This is a genomic window from Terriglobia bacterium, assembly GCA_020073085.1.
GTDB lineage: Bacteria > Acidobacteriota > Terriglobia > JAIQFV01 > JAIQFV01 > JAIQFV01.
Genome location: JAIQFV010000011.1, coordinates 20,789 through 36,010 on the forward strand (window position 1 = coordinate 20,789; position 15,222 = coordinate 36,010).

The window sequence follows — 15,222 nt, forward strand, 5'->3', positions numbered from 1 at the left end:
CTGTTGCTCTCCCATCGCTCCACATTCCTCAGGGCGGGGTGCCAATCCGACTTCATGCAATTTGAAATAGTTAAGAGTTCGTCTTTCTTCATTGTTTGCTCTCAAGTTGTTTCGCTGTTTCCACACGGTTCATGAGCTCGTCAGCATAGGCTTCTCCCGATCTATGAAGTGGAGAAGAACGGGGCCGAGCAGGGTCGAGAGCAATGCGAAAGCGAGTACGGCAAAGTACGTGGGGCCGTCGATGAGCCATTTTGCGATGCCAAACCCCAAAAACATGATTGCGGTCTCTCCGGAGGCCACCGTCGCAGAAGCGATGAAATTTGCGTCGCTTGGAGAAGCGCCTCCCCACAGCGCGGCTGATCTCATGAGGCCGAATTTGATCAGAAGTGCAATGCCCACGACGACCAGAATTATCCCTACACCGGAAATTCTCCTCCCATGAGATTGCAGGAACATCGGCAGGAAGACAAAGCACACGAGGAGCGCATTGCTTAAAGGACGCCGCCTGTCGCTGAGTTCTGTTCCTGTCTTGGTTCGGTTAAAGAGAGCACCTGCCAGGTAAGCCCACACAAACGCTCCGAGCTGGCCAAGCGCAATCAAAGCAAAACCAAAGGCCAAAAACGCAAAAAGCAGGAAACGGATGGAAATCGGCCATTCCTTTGCCCGAACTGCTGTGCGACCGAGCAACTGGCTGCCTATCCAATACGCCGCAGAAAAGAAGAGCACCCACTTCAACAGCTCATAGCTTCCAACCACGATGTATGCGGATCGGGACGCTTGTCTGGCAGCGAGTTCTTGGAAGATCGAGAAGAAACAAACAACCAGGACCCAGAAAAAAATCATCGAAGCGGACGCGATTCTGGCGGACGCGATGGGCTTGGCGGCTGACTTCGAAAGATGGAATGACAGCTCGCCGACGATCCACCCGCTCGGGCCGAGGGTTGCCGCGGCCGTCAACACGGCCGGCCCGGCTTCTGCACTTGCCAGTCGCGTCAACAACAGAACCATCACCACTCCCCCCAACGCATTGAGGGCCACCGCCAAGAAGGAGATTCGCCATACCCGGGGAAGGTCTTCCGGATGGAATCGCGTTCCCGCAAGGAAAATTAATCCGGTTAATCCCACTCCGCGGAAGAATGTCAGGAGGGGATCGCCGGCTCCGTGGCCCCCCAGCCAGATACGCCATTCGTGCGGAATCAGCGCCACGGCCAGTGCGATCGCACACAAGCCGAAGCTCAGCCCGGCCGCCTGACTCATGCCTATCTTCAGAGCCGGGCGCCCGCTCACCAGCAAGGCGATGGTACCAACTGCGATGGCTGCTATGGGGACGAATGGCAAAATCGTGATCCTCCCTTAACTTGCGACCACCGGGGGTTCTGCGCCGGCGATGGAATTCTTTCTGACCTCGGAGTACCACTTCCAAATTTCGTATATCGCGGGATAAACCGCCAATTCCAGGATGAACGAGGTGAAGATTCCTCCAATCATCGGAGCGGCAATACGCTTCATGACGTCGGCGCCACTGCCGGTTGACCACATGATGGGGACGAGCCCCATGAACATCACGCCGACCGTCATGACCTTGGGCCGGAGGCGTTTCACCGCGCCATGCAGGATGGCCTCCTTCAGGTCTTCCTTGTTCCTCATCAGCCCTTTCGCTTGCGCTTCGTGGTAGGCGATCTCCAGGTACAGGAGCATGAACATGCCTGTCTCTGCGTCCACGCCCATCAGCGCAATGAGTCCGACCCACACCGCGATACTCATGTTGTATCCCAGGAAATACAGGAACCAGATCGCGCCGACGGCGGAGAAGGGAACCGCCACAAAAATGATCAGGGTTTTTGTCACCGACCGGGTGTTAAAGTAGAGCAGTAGGAAGATCAGGAGGATGGTGATGGGCACCACGACATAAAGGCGCTGTTTGGCGAGCTCCATGTATTCGAACTGTCCGCTCCAGATCAATTGATAACCGGGCGGAAGAGGCACTTCGGCACGGATCACCTTCTTGGCATCAGCGACGTAACCCCCGATGTCCCGCTTCGTGGTGTCGAGATCGACGTAAACATAGCCGGACAACCGTCCGTTTTCATCGCGAATCATTCCCGGACCGGTCACCATTTTGATGTCTGCGATCTGGGCGATAGGAATCTGAGTCCCGTTCGGCGCCACGACCAGGGTACGTCCCAGGAGATTTAAGTCACTGCGATAATCCCGCATATATCGGACGTTGACGGGATAACGCTCGCGGCCTTCAACCGTGGTCGTTACATTTTCCCCCCCGATGGCCGACATCACGACATCGTTGGCCTGATCAATGGTCATCCCGTAACGGGCCAGTTGATCCCGCTTGAGATCGAAATCCAGGAAGTAACCTCCTGCGGTACGCTCTGCGAAGACGCTTTTCGTACCTCCCACCTTTTGCAGAACCATCTCAATGTGCTCGCCGATCTCCTGCACCTTTGCCAAATCGGAGCCCATAATCTTTATGCCGATGGGCGTACGCACACCGGTCGTGAGCATGTCCACGCGGGCCTTGATGGGCATCGTCCACGCGTTGACGACGCCCGGAAATTGCATGGCTTCATTCAACCCCATGGGTCCATAGATGAGATCTTCCACCCGCTTATGGTCGGGCCAGGCTTTCCGAAGTATCTTTTGCAGCCAGGTCGGCGCCCAGGACGAATACCACTGCGGCACCTTCGGCCACTCTGATTCCGGCTTGAGCACAACGACGGTCTCCATCATTGAAAAGGGAGCCGGATCCGTAGCGGTCTCAGCCCGTCCCGATTTACCAAACACACGCTCCACTTCGGGAAAGCTCTTGAGCACCTTGTCCTGAACCTGGAGCACTTGCGCGCTTTGAGTGACCGACATGCCGGGCAAGGTCGTGGGCATGTAGAGGAGCACCCCTTCGTTCAACGGGGGCATGAACTCTGAGCCGAGTTTCTCGAACACCGGTATCGTCAAAACGACCGTGAGCACGGCTGCCACCACCACAAACCACTTGAACCTCAGCACAAATTCACAGACCGGATGGTAGAGTTTCATTAACGGCCGGCTGATGGGATGCGTCTCTTCACTGTGGATCTTGCCGACCAGCACCGCATTGACGATGCGGGCCAGGAACCGGGGCCTAAACTTGTAAGGATCCATGTGGGTGAACAGTAATCGAATCGCCGGGTCGAGCGTGATGGCAAGAAAAGCCGCGATGGCCATGGAGAAGTTCTTGGTGTAGGCCAGTGGTTTGAACAGCCGACCTTCCTGTCCTTGAAGCGTGAAGACGGGAATGAAGGCGACCGCGATAACCAACAGGGCAAAGAAACTCGGTCCGCCGACTTCTTTGACGGCGCCGATGACGACGTCTTTGTAGCTGCCATGGCGGCCTTCCGCATCCCAGTGTTCCAGTTTCTTGTGGGTCTGCTCGACGACCACAATGGCCGCATCGACCATGGCGCCAATCGCGATCGCGATGCCCCCAAGACTCATAATGTTTGCGGTCAGTCCCATTCCATACATCGGTACAAACGAAATGATGATGGTGATCGGAATCGTGACGATGGGGACCAAGGCGGAGGGGATGTGCCAGAGAAAGATCATAATGACGATGCTGACGATCGTCAGTTCTTCAAACAGCGTTCCTCTGAGGGTTTCGATAGCGCGTTGAATCAGCTCCGCCCGATCATAGGTGGTCACGATCTCGACGCCCGGCGGCAGTGAAGGCTTCATCTCTTCGAGCTTGGCTCGCACCTTCTCGATGACCTTCAAGGCATTTTCGCCGTAGCGCATGATGACTACACCGCCGACGGTCTCTCCCTCGCCATCCAGTTCAGCGATGCCGCGCCGGATGTCAGGACCAAGTGTCACGGTCCCCAGATTTTTGATCAGGATGGGAGTTCCGCCTTGCTTGCTCGTCCCGACCACAATGTTTCCGACATCCGAGAGCTGCTTGATGTACCCCCGTCCCCGCACCATGTATTCACGACCGGAGAACTCGACCAGTCGGCCACCGACATCGTTGTTTCCTTGGCGCACCGCCTGCACCACGCGGTCGATGGGAATGTCATAAGCCAGCAGGGCGTTGGGGTCGATGTTGACCTGGTATTGCTTGACAAATCCGCCGATCGGAGCGACTTCCGCAACACCGGGAACCGCCTGCAGTGCGTAGCGCAGATACCAATCCTGGAAGCTTCGCAATTGCGCCAGGTTGTTCTTTCCGGTCTTGTCCACCAGCGCGTATTCGAACACCCAGCCGACCGCCGTCTCATCGCGCGCCAATTCCACGGTCACCCCCTGGGGCAGGCGAGGCAGGATGTTGCTCAAGTATTCGAGGGTGCGCGATCGCGCCCAGTAAATGTCGGTGCCGTCTTCGAAGATGATGTAGACGTAGGAATAGCCGAAGTCCGAAAAACCACGAATATCTTTGACCCTGGGAACCCCCAGCAACGCCGATATGATCGGGTAGGTGACTTGATCTTCCATGATGTCGGGGCTTCGGTCCCAGCGTGAGTAAATAATGACTTGTGTATCCGAAAGATCCGGGATGGCATCCAGCGTGATGTTCTTCATCGAATAAAGGCCTGCCAGGACGGCCATGCCGATCAGGAGGAACACGATGAATTTGTTGTGGGCGCAGGCTTCAATGACCTTGTTTATCATGACTTCAAACCTCGGGAATTAAGACCCCAGACCCAAGACGCAAGACCCAAAACGCAAGACCCAAAACGCGAAGATTGGGACAATTCAATTGAATAACAGTATACAAACATAAGCACGCCCCTCAGCTCAGAGCACCAATCGCTTCACAGGTAATCCGGACTCTTTATGGCTGTCGTCGACTCACTGTGGACGGCCCGCATTAATTCATTGAGTACTGATGCAGCCTCCTTGCGCCCCTCATCGATCTTGTTGTAGTCGGACACCGACAGGTAGCTCAACCTCTTTGATAGGTGAAAAAAGTATTCGGCCCCAGCAAGGGAGCCACGTGCCATGCTGAGGAAATGAAGATATTCTTTCTGAGTGGATCGATTTGCGCCTTCTGCAATATTTGCCGCCACGGAACTGGTGGCTCCGCGGAGTTGTGAAATCAGACCGTACATTTCGTCATGAGGAAATTGTGTGGTCATTGAATAGGTCATTACCGTGAGTTCATCGGCTAATTGCCAGGCCTTTATTTTTCTAAAATCTCTCGACATCGTCCGCCCCTATCCGACCTTTAGGTCCTGTGCCTAAGGTCTTTGGTCACGATTCATGGGTCTTGCGTCTTGTGACTTGTGTCTTGCGTCTGATTCCCCGGCATCCCCGCCATGGCTGCCACTGCCGATTTCAGCTGGCTTTCGGAATCAATCAGAAAATTGCCGGACGTGACGACCTTTTCCTGCGGCCTCAGTCCCCCGAGAACAATGTACCGATCGTCGACCTTGGCGCCCAATTGGACCTTGCGGGGCTCAAAATAACCGTTTCCCAGGGCGACAAAAACGGTCTGCTCAGCGCCTGAATCCAGGACTGCTTCTTGAGGCACGGAAAGCTGCCTGCCATAGTTTATTTGCAGCTCGACGCTGGCGTACATGTCGGGTTTCAGCTTGAAATCCCCGTTGGGCAGATCAATCCGCACCTTCGCGGTGCGGGTGGTGTTGTCGACTTCTGGATAAATGTAGGAGACTTTGCCGGCGAAGGTCTTTCCCGGGAAGTAAGTGAGATTGACTCTGGCCGTCTGTCCGAGTTTGACTTCAGGAAGCTCGTATTCATAAACGTCTGCGAGCACCCAAATGGTGGAAAGATCCGCGATCTCATAAACCTCCGTGTCGGGGTTGACTTGTTGTTGAGGGAAGGCATTCCGCTTGGTCACGAAGCCGTCATCAGGTGCGTAGAGGGTCAGATCCCGCGTTGGTTTTTGGGTTCTTTCGAGTTCTTCAATTTGTGCCTCACTGATGTCCCAGAGTTGTAGGCGCCGGCGAGAGGCGTTGTACAGGCTTTGCGCTCCCGTCGAAACATCCTTGAACTGGCTGTCGCCCAGATATTGTTTCGCTTTGAGACCGATCAGGAACTCTTCCTGGGTGGAGAGGAGATCGGGGGAGTACACGGTGAACAACGGCTGGCCTTTCTTCACCAGTTGTCCGGTGTAGTCCACGAAAACCTTGTCGATCCAGCCTGAGATTTTTGTGTGAACACGGATTATTTTTGTCTCGTCATAGGCCAGATGTCCGACCGCGCGAAGGGTCTTCTCCACGGGACCCGATAGAACCTCACCGAACTGTACGCCGATCAACTGTTGTTTGGTCGCTGAGATCTTAATGGCGCCCGGGGGCAGATTGTCCCCGACCGATTCTCCACCGCCGTCCGCATACACCGGAACCAAAGTCATACCGCAATCGGGGGCGGTGCCGGGCTTGTCGGACTTGTAAGCAGGATGCATCGGATCCATCCAGTAAAGAATCTTTCGTTCCCCCGGAGCCGTCGCACTGTATCCTTCAGCATAAACCGGGACGAGATCCATGCCGTCGGGCGCCTTTCCGGGCCGGTCGGATCTGTATGCCGGATTCATCGAATCCACCCAATAGAGAATTTTTCGTTCACCCGGCGCCTTGGAGACCGGCTGCTGTGGAGCCGAGCTTTTACTTACGCCAACAACGGAGAAGCCGCGGGAGTAAAGCCAGTAGCCGCCTGCCAGCACGACGACAGCGATCAGAATGAAAAGACCCTTTGATTTATTAAAGAACATGTCTGTCTCCTTGCTATGCTACTTTGAGAGGCTGGCGCCCAGGACTTCCTCGAGCCGGGCGACCGCTTTCTGATAATTGGTCAGGGAATCGTAGTAATTCAGTTCGTAATCGAGCACAGTCAGAAAATTGCTCAGCATGCTGAGAAAGTCGATATTCCCGACCTGGTAGCCGGAGAGCGATGAATCGAGCGCCAGGGTGGATTGAGGCACAATGGCTTTTGAGTACAAATCCATCAACCGTTCCGAGGCCTTCATGGCCAGGTATTGATCTTTCACCCTGAAAAACAGGTTCGCTCTAACAGCTTCTGCTTTCTTCTTCTCGCTCATCACTCCAGAGGCCGCTTCCTCCACGCCATACCGTTGTTTCTTCCAGAAATAAAGAGGAACCTTTGCGGTGAAATTGACCCCATACATTTCCGGCAATTGAGGCCGGTTGAAATAGGTGAACCCAACGCCGAAATCCGGGTAGTACTCCTTCTTGGCGAGGTTCAAAGCCAGCTGGCTCTTGTCGATTTCCCGTTCCTGAGATTTCAAATCGGGCGCATGGGCCTCCGCGATGCCTTCGAGTTCGCTAAGGGAGTAGGAGACTTCAGTTTTTGTGACCTCGGCAGGAATACCCAGGGGTCCGTCAGGAGGGCGATTGAGAAGGCTGCAGAGCATCGATTGAGCCACACCCCTGCGTTGTTCCAGAAGCGTCAATCGCTCCAGGAGTCTGGAGATTTCCACCTGGGCCCGGATGACATCCTGTTGCATCCCTTTGCCGACGGAATAGCGTGCCTCAGCGATCTTGGCGAGCTTTTCGAGAAGGTCTTTGTCTTTCTCTACCGTCTGGATGGATTTCTCGATGAACGCCAGCTCGTAATAGGTCTGCTTGAGATTGGAAATGACCGCATGTTTCGACCGCTCATAGCTCCATCGTTCGGCATCAGCCTCGGTGTCCGCGATCCGGCCCCGCAGCGCCAGTTTTCCCGGGAAAGGAATTTCCTGTGAAAGGCTCAGCACCCGGGCGCTGGATGGGTCGCCCGTCTGAATAGAGAAAGGCGGCACAATATTGCCCATCCATCCGCCCGAAATCACAGGGTCGGGCAGCGTCCGTTGTTGGGGCGAGATTGCCCGTTTCGCGTCCACCATTCGCTCCGCGGCCTGGATCTCCGGGTTGTTGGTGAGAGCTTCTGCAATGAGATCCTCGAGAAGGAGGATGGGCTCCGGCGTTGGCGGGAGGCCTCCTTGGGGGACGTCCTGTCGTGGGGATGCGTTCGAAGAGGTGACACTCGCGCTCTTCCGGACCGATGGAGTGAGATCCGGGAGACGCGGCGTCAGAAGGTTCCTTGATACGGGTAGATCCCCATGGCCCGGCGGTTGGGCGGTCAGGGTCCGAGTACTCAAACTCGATGTCAAAAGAGTCAGAGTGAGGATGATCCAATGGATTTGTTTTGACATTGTTCTGAACTCCATACGGCAATCTCGGGATTTCTTTTTCAGCGAGAAACCTGCGAAAGAATAAATCATCCCAGGGCTCTATCTTGTGGCGTTCCCAATCCCCTCCCTGAACGCCCGGCAGAAGAACATTTCACTTTTCATCCTCGGCGCGGGTCACGGATTTGATAGCGATGGCGTGATAGCCGTATTTGTTCATCGCAACGCCCTTCACGGTGACGCGCTCGCCGGCAAAGGGAAGAAGCTTCTCGTTGGGGTTTTTCCCATGTTCAGGCGAGATCGGAATATAGAGAATGTTCGTTTTCTCGTCGAGGACGGTCAGGGTGGTGCCACCCTTGGCGCACATTTCGGCACAGGCCTTGTGCTCCGCGCCCCGTGCCCCGTGGATCAGGAAGCAACCCGGTTCGATGACTTCACCGGTGATCGTCATCTCCCCGGCGGTCTTTTTGGTCTCAGCGTGCAGTTTCGGATCGTGGGCCGCGGCCGGTGTGTTCATAAACAAGCTCAGAACCATGGCCGTCAGGATGAGCAGGGCAGGTTTCTTTGAAATAGAATCTAATCGCATTGGAGCTCCTCGTCGTTTGGTTTGATCGTCGTTCCTTCCCAAAGAATTCCTTTGACACCGGAGGGGAAGGAGCGAATAGAGAATACTCAAAGCCTGAGGGGTGATTCAGATCGCGAAACACACGACGGCTTTAAGGAAAAATTAGACGGGGGCTAAATCAGATGCGGAAAATGGAGAGTTTTTCGGGGCTATCGTAGAGACATTGCGAGGAATGCCAAGAAACGATCTCAGCAGGGTGTGGAATGACCGGAGAGGGTTTGAGATTCTCGGTTCGATTGGGAACGGTCCTGAGATCTGACAAGTCCGAACCCACATTGGGAGCCACGGTGAACTGGCTTGCGGGCTCAGGGGCGGAAATCATGCAACAGTCCGTGCCCGTCGCCGGCGCCGTCGGCATTGAAGGATCCTGACTGGACGGGCAGCAAGGCATGGAGGTCTGCAGGTCGCAAAGGACCTGGCCAAACAAAACCTGCGTCCCCAGTATCAATGTGAAGGCTGAAATCAGGATTCGGACGGACAATCTATTCATCACTAACGCACCCACGCGTTCAAAAGCGGGCCAAGCTATATCACTTCGACCGGTTGAGCGCAAGTCAATTCTTGCAAAATCATCGGCCCCTCATCCGCAGAAGGTTCGAGATGTGCAGGCTATGTTAAGGCAACGGGAGGGGGTTGAATGAGATTCTCCAGCGCGGTCTTTCGACGGAAGAAGGCCGCAAGGAGGCAGGGGAGATGTTCCGGATCAATCGGGGAAATGGTTCAAAGGAGACCTCCCTCGACCAATCGGATAAGACCGCTGGAGAGCCCGGGTGACATAATTCTTTGCATTGGAGGTAGCAATTTTTAATGAGCATCCCCGGGCAAGGAATGAAGCCAGGGCAGAGGAGAAGGTACATCCGGTTCCGTGGGAATGCGGAGGACCGACCCGATCAGCAGTAAAGATCTCAAACGCCTCGCCGTCAAATAGAACGTCGGTCGGCTGGATCAAATGGCCGCCGGTGATGACGACCGCCTTACTTCCTAGGGCGACGATCTGTTCTGCCGCCTTCTTCATCTCTTCAACATTTCGCACCTTCAGACCTGTGAGAATCTCGGCCTCGTCGATGTTCGGGGTGAGACAATCAGCTAACGGCAATATTGCAGACCTGAATGCATCAATGGCTCCGTCTGCAAGAAGCGCAGCGCCTGAGGAGGAACACATGACAGGATCGATCACAAAGTGGGGAAGCCGGGTCGAATGAAAATACCTTTCTAATGCTTCTACGTTTCCCTTTGTTGCCAACATTCCGATCTTGATGGCGGCAGGTCGAATGTCCTCCATCAGGCATTCAATCTGCTGAATCAAGATCAGGGGCTCAACGGGGATGACCCGGTTGACTCCTACAGTGTTTTGAATCGTAATCGCCGTAATAGAGGCAATACCATAGCAGCCACATGCAGCGATGGCCTTCAAATCGGCTGTGATTCCCGCACCGCAGCTCGGGTCAAACCCTGCGACCGTAAGCACTACAGGTCTTTTTGTTTCAATAGATTGAGACATTCTCCGTGGCTTTAAGACGTGATGTAATCCTGGGAACGACCATGGCCATCATACTCGGCCCGCAAGCCACGTCAAGGGGGAGAGAGGGTTTACTGGCCCTGGAGGTGTGAGGATCGTCGCTTCAGACCCGCACCATGGACCGTGCAGACCATCAATGCGGCCGACGGTTCGCTGGAAGTTGTTCAGGCCAATGACTCTTCTGGACTATTTAGGGCCCAAAAGGGAGGGATACAAAAATTTACGTTGAATGTAACTTTTCGTACTTGCATTTGGATTTCTTTTGGTATAATAACATCAATACATAACATAAAGCCTCCTTTGGATACTCAGCGTATAGGGCAACCGAGTTGGGTATCCTTTTTGTTTTTGAGCCAACGGAAGCCCGTGTTCCCTCGCCAATTTTTATGAGCAATATTGAACAGTAGGGTGGGCGGATCTGCATTTTCGTTTTCACCATTCCCATCGATACTCTCACGCGACCTGTCCTCGCTCCAGTTTCATAACGTCTGCAATGTACCTTCGGCTGTCGAATTTTCGTGAAGACCTTTCATAGGACATGTACAGGATCTTTCCATAGACAGGTCGCTCGGGTCCCCCGGCGCGGTCATGTTTTCCTCCGATTGCCCAGGCAATGCCGGTATAGCCGTTGGGATCTCGATCATCGAGTTCAGAGCGGTCATTCATTCAAACGGCCAGTTCGAAGGCTGTTCCGGGGTCTCATGGTTCGGGCTGCGTACTGCCTTCATCCTTCGCGTTGGAAGTCAACAAATCCTCGGCAGCTGCTCTCCGCTCAACATGTCAATAATGCGAATCGCGCCAATCTTGCTTTGCATGGTGACCAGGCCCGGATGGGAACGCTCGCTCACCCCAGCCACCTTGCCGATGGCGCAGGCTCCGGTGCCGAGAGGATGGGCGCGAAGAAGGGCCAGCGCTCGGTCGGCATCCGCGGGCGCAATGAAGGCAACGAATCTTCCTTCATTGGCGACATAGAGGGGATCGAAGCCGAGGATCTCGCAGGCCCCCTGCACGTCTTCGCGGACGGGGATGGCATTCTCTTCGATCTGGATGTCGAGACGGGCGGCCTCTGAGATTTCTACCAGGGCGGTGGCAAGACCGCCGCGCGTCAAATCCCGCAGGCAGCGCACCTCGATTCCGGCCTCAAGAAGCGCTAGAATCAGGCTGGCGAGCGGAGCACAATCGCTTTCGATCGTCGACTCAAATTCGAGTCCTTCCCGGACCGCCATGATCGCAATCCCATGTCGACCGATGTCCCCGCTGAGGAGAAGCACATCTCCGGGCTGAACACTGGCCGGGTTGATCCCCAGTTCGTGTTCAACTATTCCGATCCCGGCTGTGTTGATAAAAATGCCATCGCCTTTGCCTCGATCGACCACCTTCGTGTCCCCCGTTACCACTTGAACCCCGGCGGCATCGGCTGCTTGGCGCATTGACTGGACGACCCGCCAGAGTGTCTCCATGGGGAGCCCCTCTTCAAGGATGAACCCCGCACTGAGATACAACGGACGGGCGCCACACATGGCAAGATCATTGACGGTGCCATTGACGGCGAGCGTCGCAATGTCGCCGCCGGGAAAGAAAAGGGGATGCACGACGTAAGAATCGGTCGTAAAGGCCAGGCGCAAAGGTCTCTGTTCGTTCTTGCCCAACAAGTTGATGACAGCCCCATCATGGCGCGTTTCCAGAAGGGGATTCGCGAAGGCGGCGACAAACATTTTTTCGATCAGTTGGTGCATCAATTTTCCGCCGCCCCCATGCGCCAGAAGCACCGTGGGGTAGTCGGAAAGGGGGATGGGACAGGAGAGTGCGAAGGAATGATCGTCAGAGTTCATATCTTGTGATCCAGAAGCCAGAGGCCGGAGGCCAGAAGCCAGAGGCCGGAAGCCAGAGGCCGGAGGCCGGAAGATGGAAGCCAGAGGCCAAAAAAGGAGAACCAATCTGAAATGAGTTCTTATTCATGTGGCCCTTCCTCAAAAGACTTCCAGTGCTCATAAAGTCGATTCAGTTTTTTGCTTAAGTCTTCGAGCTGATCCTTCATTGACGTATGGTCTTCCTGGCTGATGTACCTGCATTCATAAGCAAAATCAATCCAGAGCTTGGTCTCGTCACAGGATCCGATCGCATCGAGAAGATGACGCTTAAAAACGCTTTCATAATGTCTCTTTGCCCAACCTTCCACAATGTTCGCGGTTACGGAACGTGAAGACCTGCGAACCTGATCGGTCAGCGAGTAGAGTTCTTCCTTTGGAAATTGTTTAGTTGCCTTGAAAACGCGCATTGCGATCGCATAGGAAAGCTCATAGACTTTGAGATCTTTATATGACCTTATCACCCCTTCCACTCTTTCCCACCCTGGTGAGAATTCTAACTTGGTTTGTGATTTCTGGCTTCTGGTTTCCGGCTTCTGACTTCTATCTTCTGGCTTCCGGTTTCTGGCTTCTGGTCTCCGGCTTCCGGCTTCTGGTTTCCGGCTTCTGGTTTCTGGTCTCCGGCCTCTGGCTTCCGGCTTCCGGCTTCCGGCTTCGTTCTCAGTCCCTGCACGACAGCCGGCGATATCGATAATACGCCGCGCAGGCGCCCTCTGAAGAGACCATGGGGGCTCCCAGGGGGCGTTCCGGCGTGCAATGGGCCCCAAAGGCCAGGCATTCGTGAGGTTTTCTGATGCCCTGCAAAACGAGACCGGCAATACATTCAGAAGATTCTTCCGTCGTGTGCTGGGCGACCCCAAAGCGAAGCTCGGCGTCATACTCGGCGTATTTTTCCTGGAGGCCCAGGCCGCTCTGGGGGATTTCACCGACGCCGCGCCACTTGCGAGGGATGACCCGAAACACCTCGTGAATAATTTGTTGCGCCGCCTGATTGCCCGCGCGGCGAACCGACCGCGCATACTGGTTTTCCACTGAGGCCCGCCCCTCCTCCAGCTGCTTCACGCAGAGATAAATCCCCTGCAGAATATCCACAGGCTCAAAGCCCGTCACCACGATCGGGACATGGTACTTCTCGGCAATGGGTTCGTATTCGGTATACCCCATCACCGTACAGACATGTCCGGCCGCCAGAAACCCCTGCACGCGATTTTCCGGAGAAGACAGGATGGCCTCCATCGCCGGTGGAACCAGGACGTGTGAAACAAGGAGTGAGAAGTTCGAGAGGCCCTGCTGGGACGCCTGGAAGACGGCCATGGCATTCGCAGGGGCTGTGGTTTCGAACCCTACCGCAAAGAATACGACCTGCCTTGTGGGATTCCTGCGGGCAATCTGGACAGCATCCAGCGGCGAGTAGACGATTCGGACATCGCCTCCGTGGGCTTTGACGGAGAGAAGATCCATGGGAGTTTCGTGGCCCTCCCCCACATGGGCCGGAACTCGCAACATGTCTCCGAAAGAGCAAAAGATCACTTCCGGCCGGGAGGCGATCTCGATTGCTTTTTCGATGAGCTCGATCGGGGTGACACAGACCGGGCATCCGGGTCCATGCACGAGCGTGATTTCTTTCGGGAGCAATTCATCCACGCCGAATTTCACGATGGAATGGGTCTGCCCCCCGCAGACCTCCATCAATGTCCATGGTTTTGTCGCGGTGCCGGCAATGGCCCTGGAGAATTGCTCCGCTGCCTTGCGATCTCGATACTCATCAATAAATTTCATTCCTTTGCCTCAAAGCAGCCTTCTCCTGTTGGCCGGGGATATGAAGGCTCTTCCCGTCTCGACTCGGCCGAACCACTTCGTCCGAAGGTCCGCTATTCAGGAGAGACCCACATGATGTAATACAAAGCTTGGAATTAGAATTAAATGGGTAATTGTGGAATCTTCGCAGTAGGGGCGCATAGCTATGCGCCCCTATGTTGAATCACCCACGATTTTGTAACATTTTCAATGATGTTCGTATTAGGCGTCCGAGGACGGCCCCTCACGCCGGCACATAACTCTTGATAGCGCGCATGTACTGGGCACGCTCAAAGGCAGCCGGGTCGGCACAATTCTTCTGGCTCATGCTTCCTTGCATCTGTCGCACCGATTCATATTGATGGTCTTCCATCCATTGGACCATGTCTCGTTCCAGGGTGCGGATCTGGTCGATTCCGCAACGGAATAGGACGGAGCAAAGCATGGTGACGTGAGCGCCGACCATGAGCATTTTCAGGACATCCGGGGCCCCGTGAATGCCGCTGGTCGCGGCTAAGCTCAATTGAATCCTTCCGGACAAAATGGCAATCCATCGCATGGGCAGTCGCAGGGCCTGGGGCGTGCTCAAGAGGACATTCGGTCGGACCTCGAGCTCTTCAAGATCAATGTCGGGCTGATAAAATCGGTTGAACAAAACCAGACCGTTCGCGCCGGCTTGCTCCAGGCGGCGGGCCATGTTGGCCATGTTACTGAAGAAGGGACCCAGCTTAAAGGCCACCGGAATCTTCACCACCTGTTTGACGGCCCTCAGGATATCAATGTAGGTCTGTTCGACCTGGGCAGAGCTCACGTCCATATCGGTCGGGATATAATAGACGTTCAATTCCAGGGCATCGGCGCCTGCCTCCTCAATGCTTCGCGCATAGTCGGTCCATCCGCTGACCGAGGTTCCGTTCAGGCTGGCAATGATAGGAATCCGCGTGGCTTCCTTCGCCTTCCGGATATGCTCCAGATAGGCATCGGGGCCGAGATGGAATTCCGCCGGCTCGGGAAAGTAAGTCAAGGACTCCGCAAAGCTCTCCGTCCCCTGCGTGAGATGATGATGCAGTTCATAGCGCTCCAGTCTCAACTGTTCCTCAAAGAGCGAATGGAGCACTACTGCCGAAGCCCCCGCGTCTTCCATGCGTTTGATATTGTCAATTTCCTGGGAGAGCGGTGAGGCGGAAGGGACGAGCGGGGTGCGGAGTTTTAGGCCGAGATAAGTGGTGGATATGTCCATATTCTTTCCTCTCTGGATCAGATGTCCAAAGTCCCAAGT

At 55.0% G+C, this 15,222-nt stretch carries 13 protein-coding genes; 1 reads left to right on the top strand and 12 read right to left on the bottom strand.

Annotated features, from left to right (window positions below; all coding sequences use genetic code 11):
- Positions 1-129: 129 nt before the first annotated feature.
- The 6 genes from LAO21_12915 to LAO21_12940 form a co-directional block, all read right to left on the bottom strand.
- On the bottom strand, positions 130-1,338 hold the full coding sequence (locus tag LAO21_12915; protein MBZ5553617.1) for a cation:proton antiporter: 1,209 nt from the start codon (positions 1,336-1,338) through the stop codon (positions 130-132).
- Positions 1,339-1,353: 15 nt separating this feature from the next.
- Positions 1,354-4,656, bottom strand: coding sequence for a CusA/CzcA family heavy metal efflux RND transporter (locus LAO21_12920; GenBank protein MBZ5553618.1), 3,303 nt, complete (start codon positions 4,654-4,656; stop codon positions 1,354-1,356).
- A gap of 143 nt (positions 4,657-4,799) precedes the next feature.
- A complete protein-coding gene (locus LAO21_12925; protein ID MBZ5553619.1) occupies positions 4,800-5,192 on the bottom strand; it encodes a four helix bundle protein in 393 nt (130 codons plus the stop codon).
- Positions 5,193-5,245: 53 nt separating this feature from the next.
- Positions 5,246-6,718 carry an efflux RND transporter periplasmic adaptor subunit gene (locus LAO21_12930; GenBank protein ID MBZ5553620.1) on the bottom strand — a complete coding sequence of 491 codons (1,473 nt, stop codon included), beginning with the start codon at positions 6,716-6,718 and terminating at the stop codon, positions 5,246-5,248.
- Between the two features lie 18 nt (positions 6,719-6,736).
- Positions 6,737-8,158 (bottom strand): TolC family protein, encoded by a 1,422-nt coding sequence (locus LAO21_12935; GenBank protein ID MBZ5553621.1) that lies wholly within the window; start codon positions 8,156-8,158, stop codon positions 6,737-6,739.
- Positions 8,159-8,288: 130 nt separating this feature from the next.
- On the bottom strand, positions 8,289-8,720 hold the full coding sequence (locus LAO21_12940) for a hypothetical protein (GenBank protein ID MBZ5553622.1): 432 nt from the start codon (positions 8,718-8,720) through the stop codon (positions 8,289-8,291).
- Positions 8,721-8,977: 257 nt separating this feature from the next.
- Between LAO21_12940 and LAO21_12945 the strand changes: the two genes are divergently transcribed.
- Positions 8,978-9,130, top strand: coding sequence for a hypothetical protein (locus tag LAO21_12945; protein MBZ5553623.1), 153 nt, complete (start codon positions 8,978-8,980; stop codon positions 9,128-9,130).
- A 332-nt stretch (positions 9,131-9,462) separates the two neighbouring features.
- Here the strand turns inward: LAO21_12945 and thiD are convergent, their stop codons facing one another.
- The 6 genes from thiD to LAO21_12975 all read right to left on the bottom strand — a co-directional run bounded on the left by thiD (position 9,463) and on the right by LAO21_12975 (position 15,183).
- Positions 9,463-10,227, bottom strand: coding sequence for a bifunctional hydroxymethylpyrimidine kinase/phosphomethylpyrimidine kinase (thiD, locus tag LAO21_12950; protein MBZ5553624.1), 765 nt, complete (start codon positions 10,225-10,227; stop codon positions 9,463-9,465).
- 504 nt (positions 10,228-10,731) lie between these two features.
- Complete coding sequence (locus LAO21_12955; GenBank protein ID MBZ5553625.1) at positions 10,732-10,944, bottom strand: hypothetical protein; 213 nt, start codon at positions 10,942-10,944, stop codon at positions 10,732-10,734.
- A 77-nt stretch (positions 10,945-11,021) separates the two neighbouring features.
- The gene (gene hypE, locus LAO21_12960) at positions 11,022-12,110 is read right to left on the bottom strand and encodes a hydrogenase expression/formation protein HypE (GenBank protein ID MBZ5553626.1); all 1,089 of its coding nucleotides are present in this window, start codon (positions 12,108-12,110) and stop codon (positions 11,022-11,024) included.
- Between the two features lie 119 nt (positions 12,111-12,229).
- Complete coding sequence (locus LAO21_12965; GenBank protein MBZ5553627.1) at positions 12,230-12,556, bottom strand: four helix bundle protein; 327 nt, start codon at positions 12,554-12,556, stop codon at positions 12,230-12,232.
- A 250-nt stretch (positions 12,557-12,806) separates the two neighbouring features.
- Entirely contained in the window at positions 12,807-13,925 is a 1,119-nt protein-coding gene (gene hypD / locus LAO21_12970; protein ID MBZ5553628.1) for a hydrogenase formation protein HypD, read from the bottom strand.
- A 262-nt stretch (positions 13,926-14,187) separates the two neighbouring features.
- Positions 14,188-15,183 carry a dihydroorotate dehydrogenase-like protein gene (locus tag LAO21_12975; protein ID MBZ5553629.1) on the bottom strand — a complete coding sequence of 332 codons (996 nt, stop codon included), beginning with the start codon at positions 15,181-15,183 and terminating at the stop codon, positions 14,188-14,190.
- Positions 15,184-15,222: the final 39 nt, after the last annotated feature.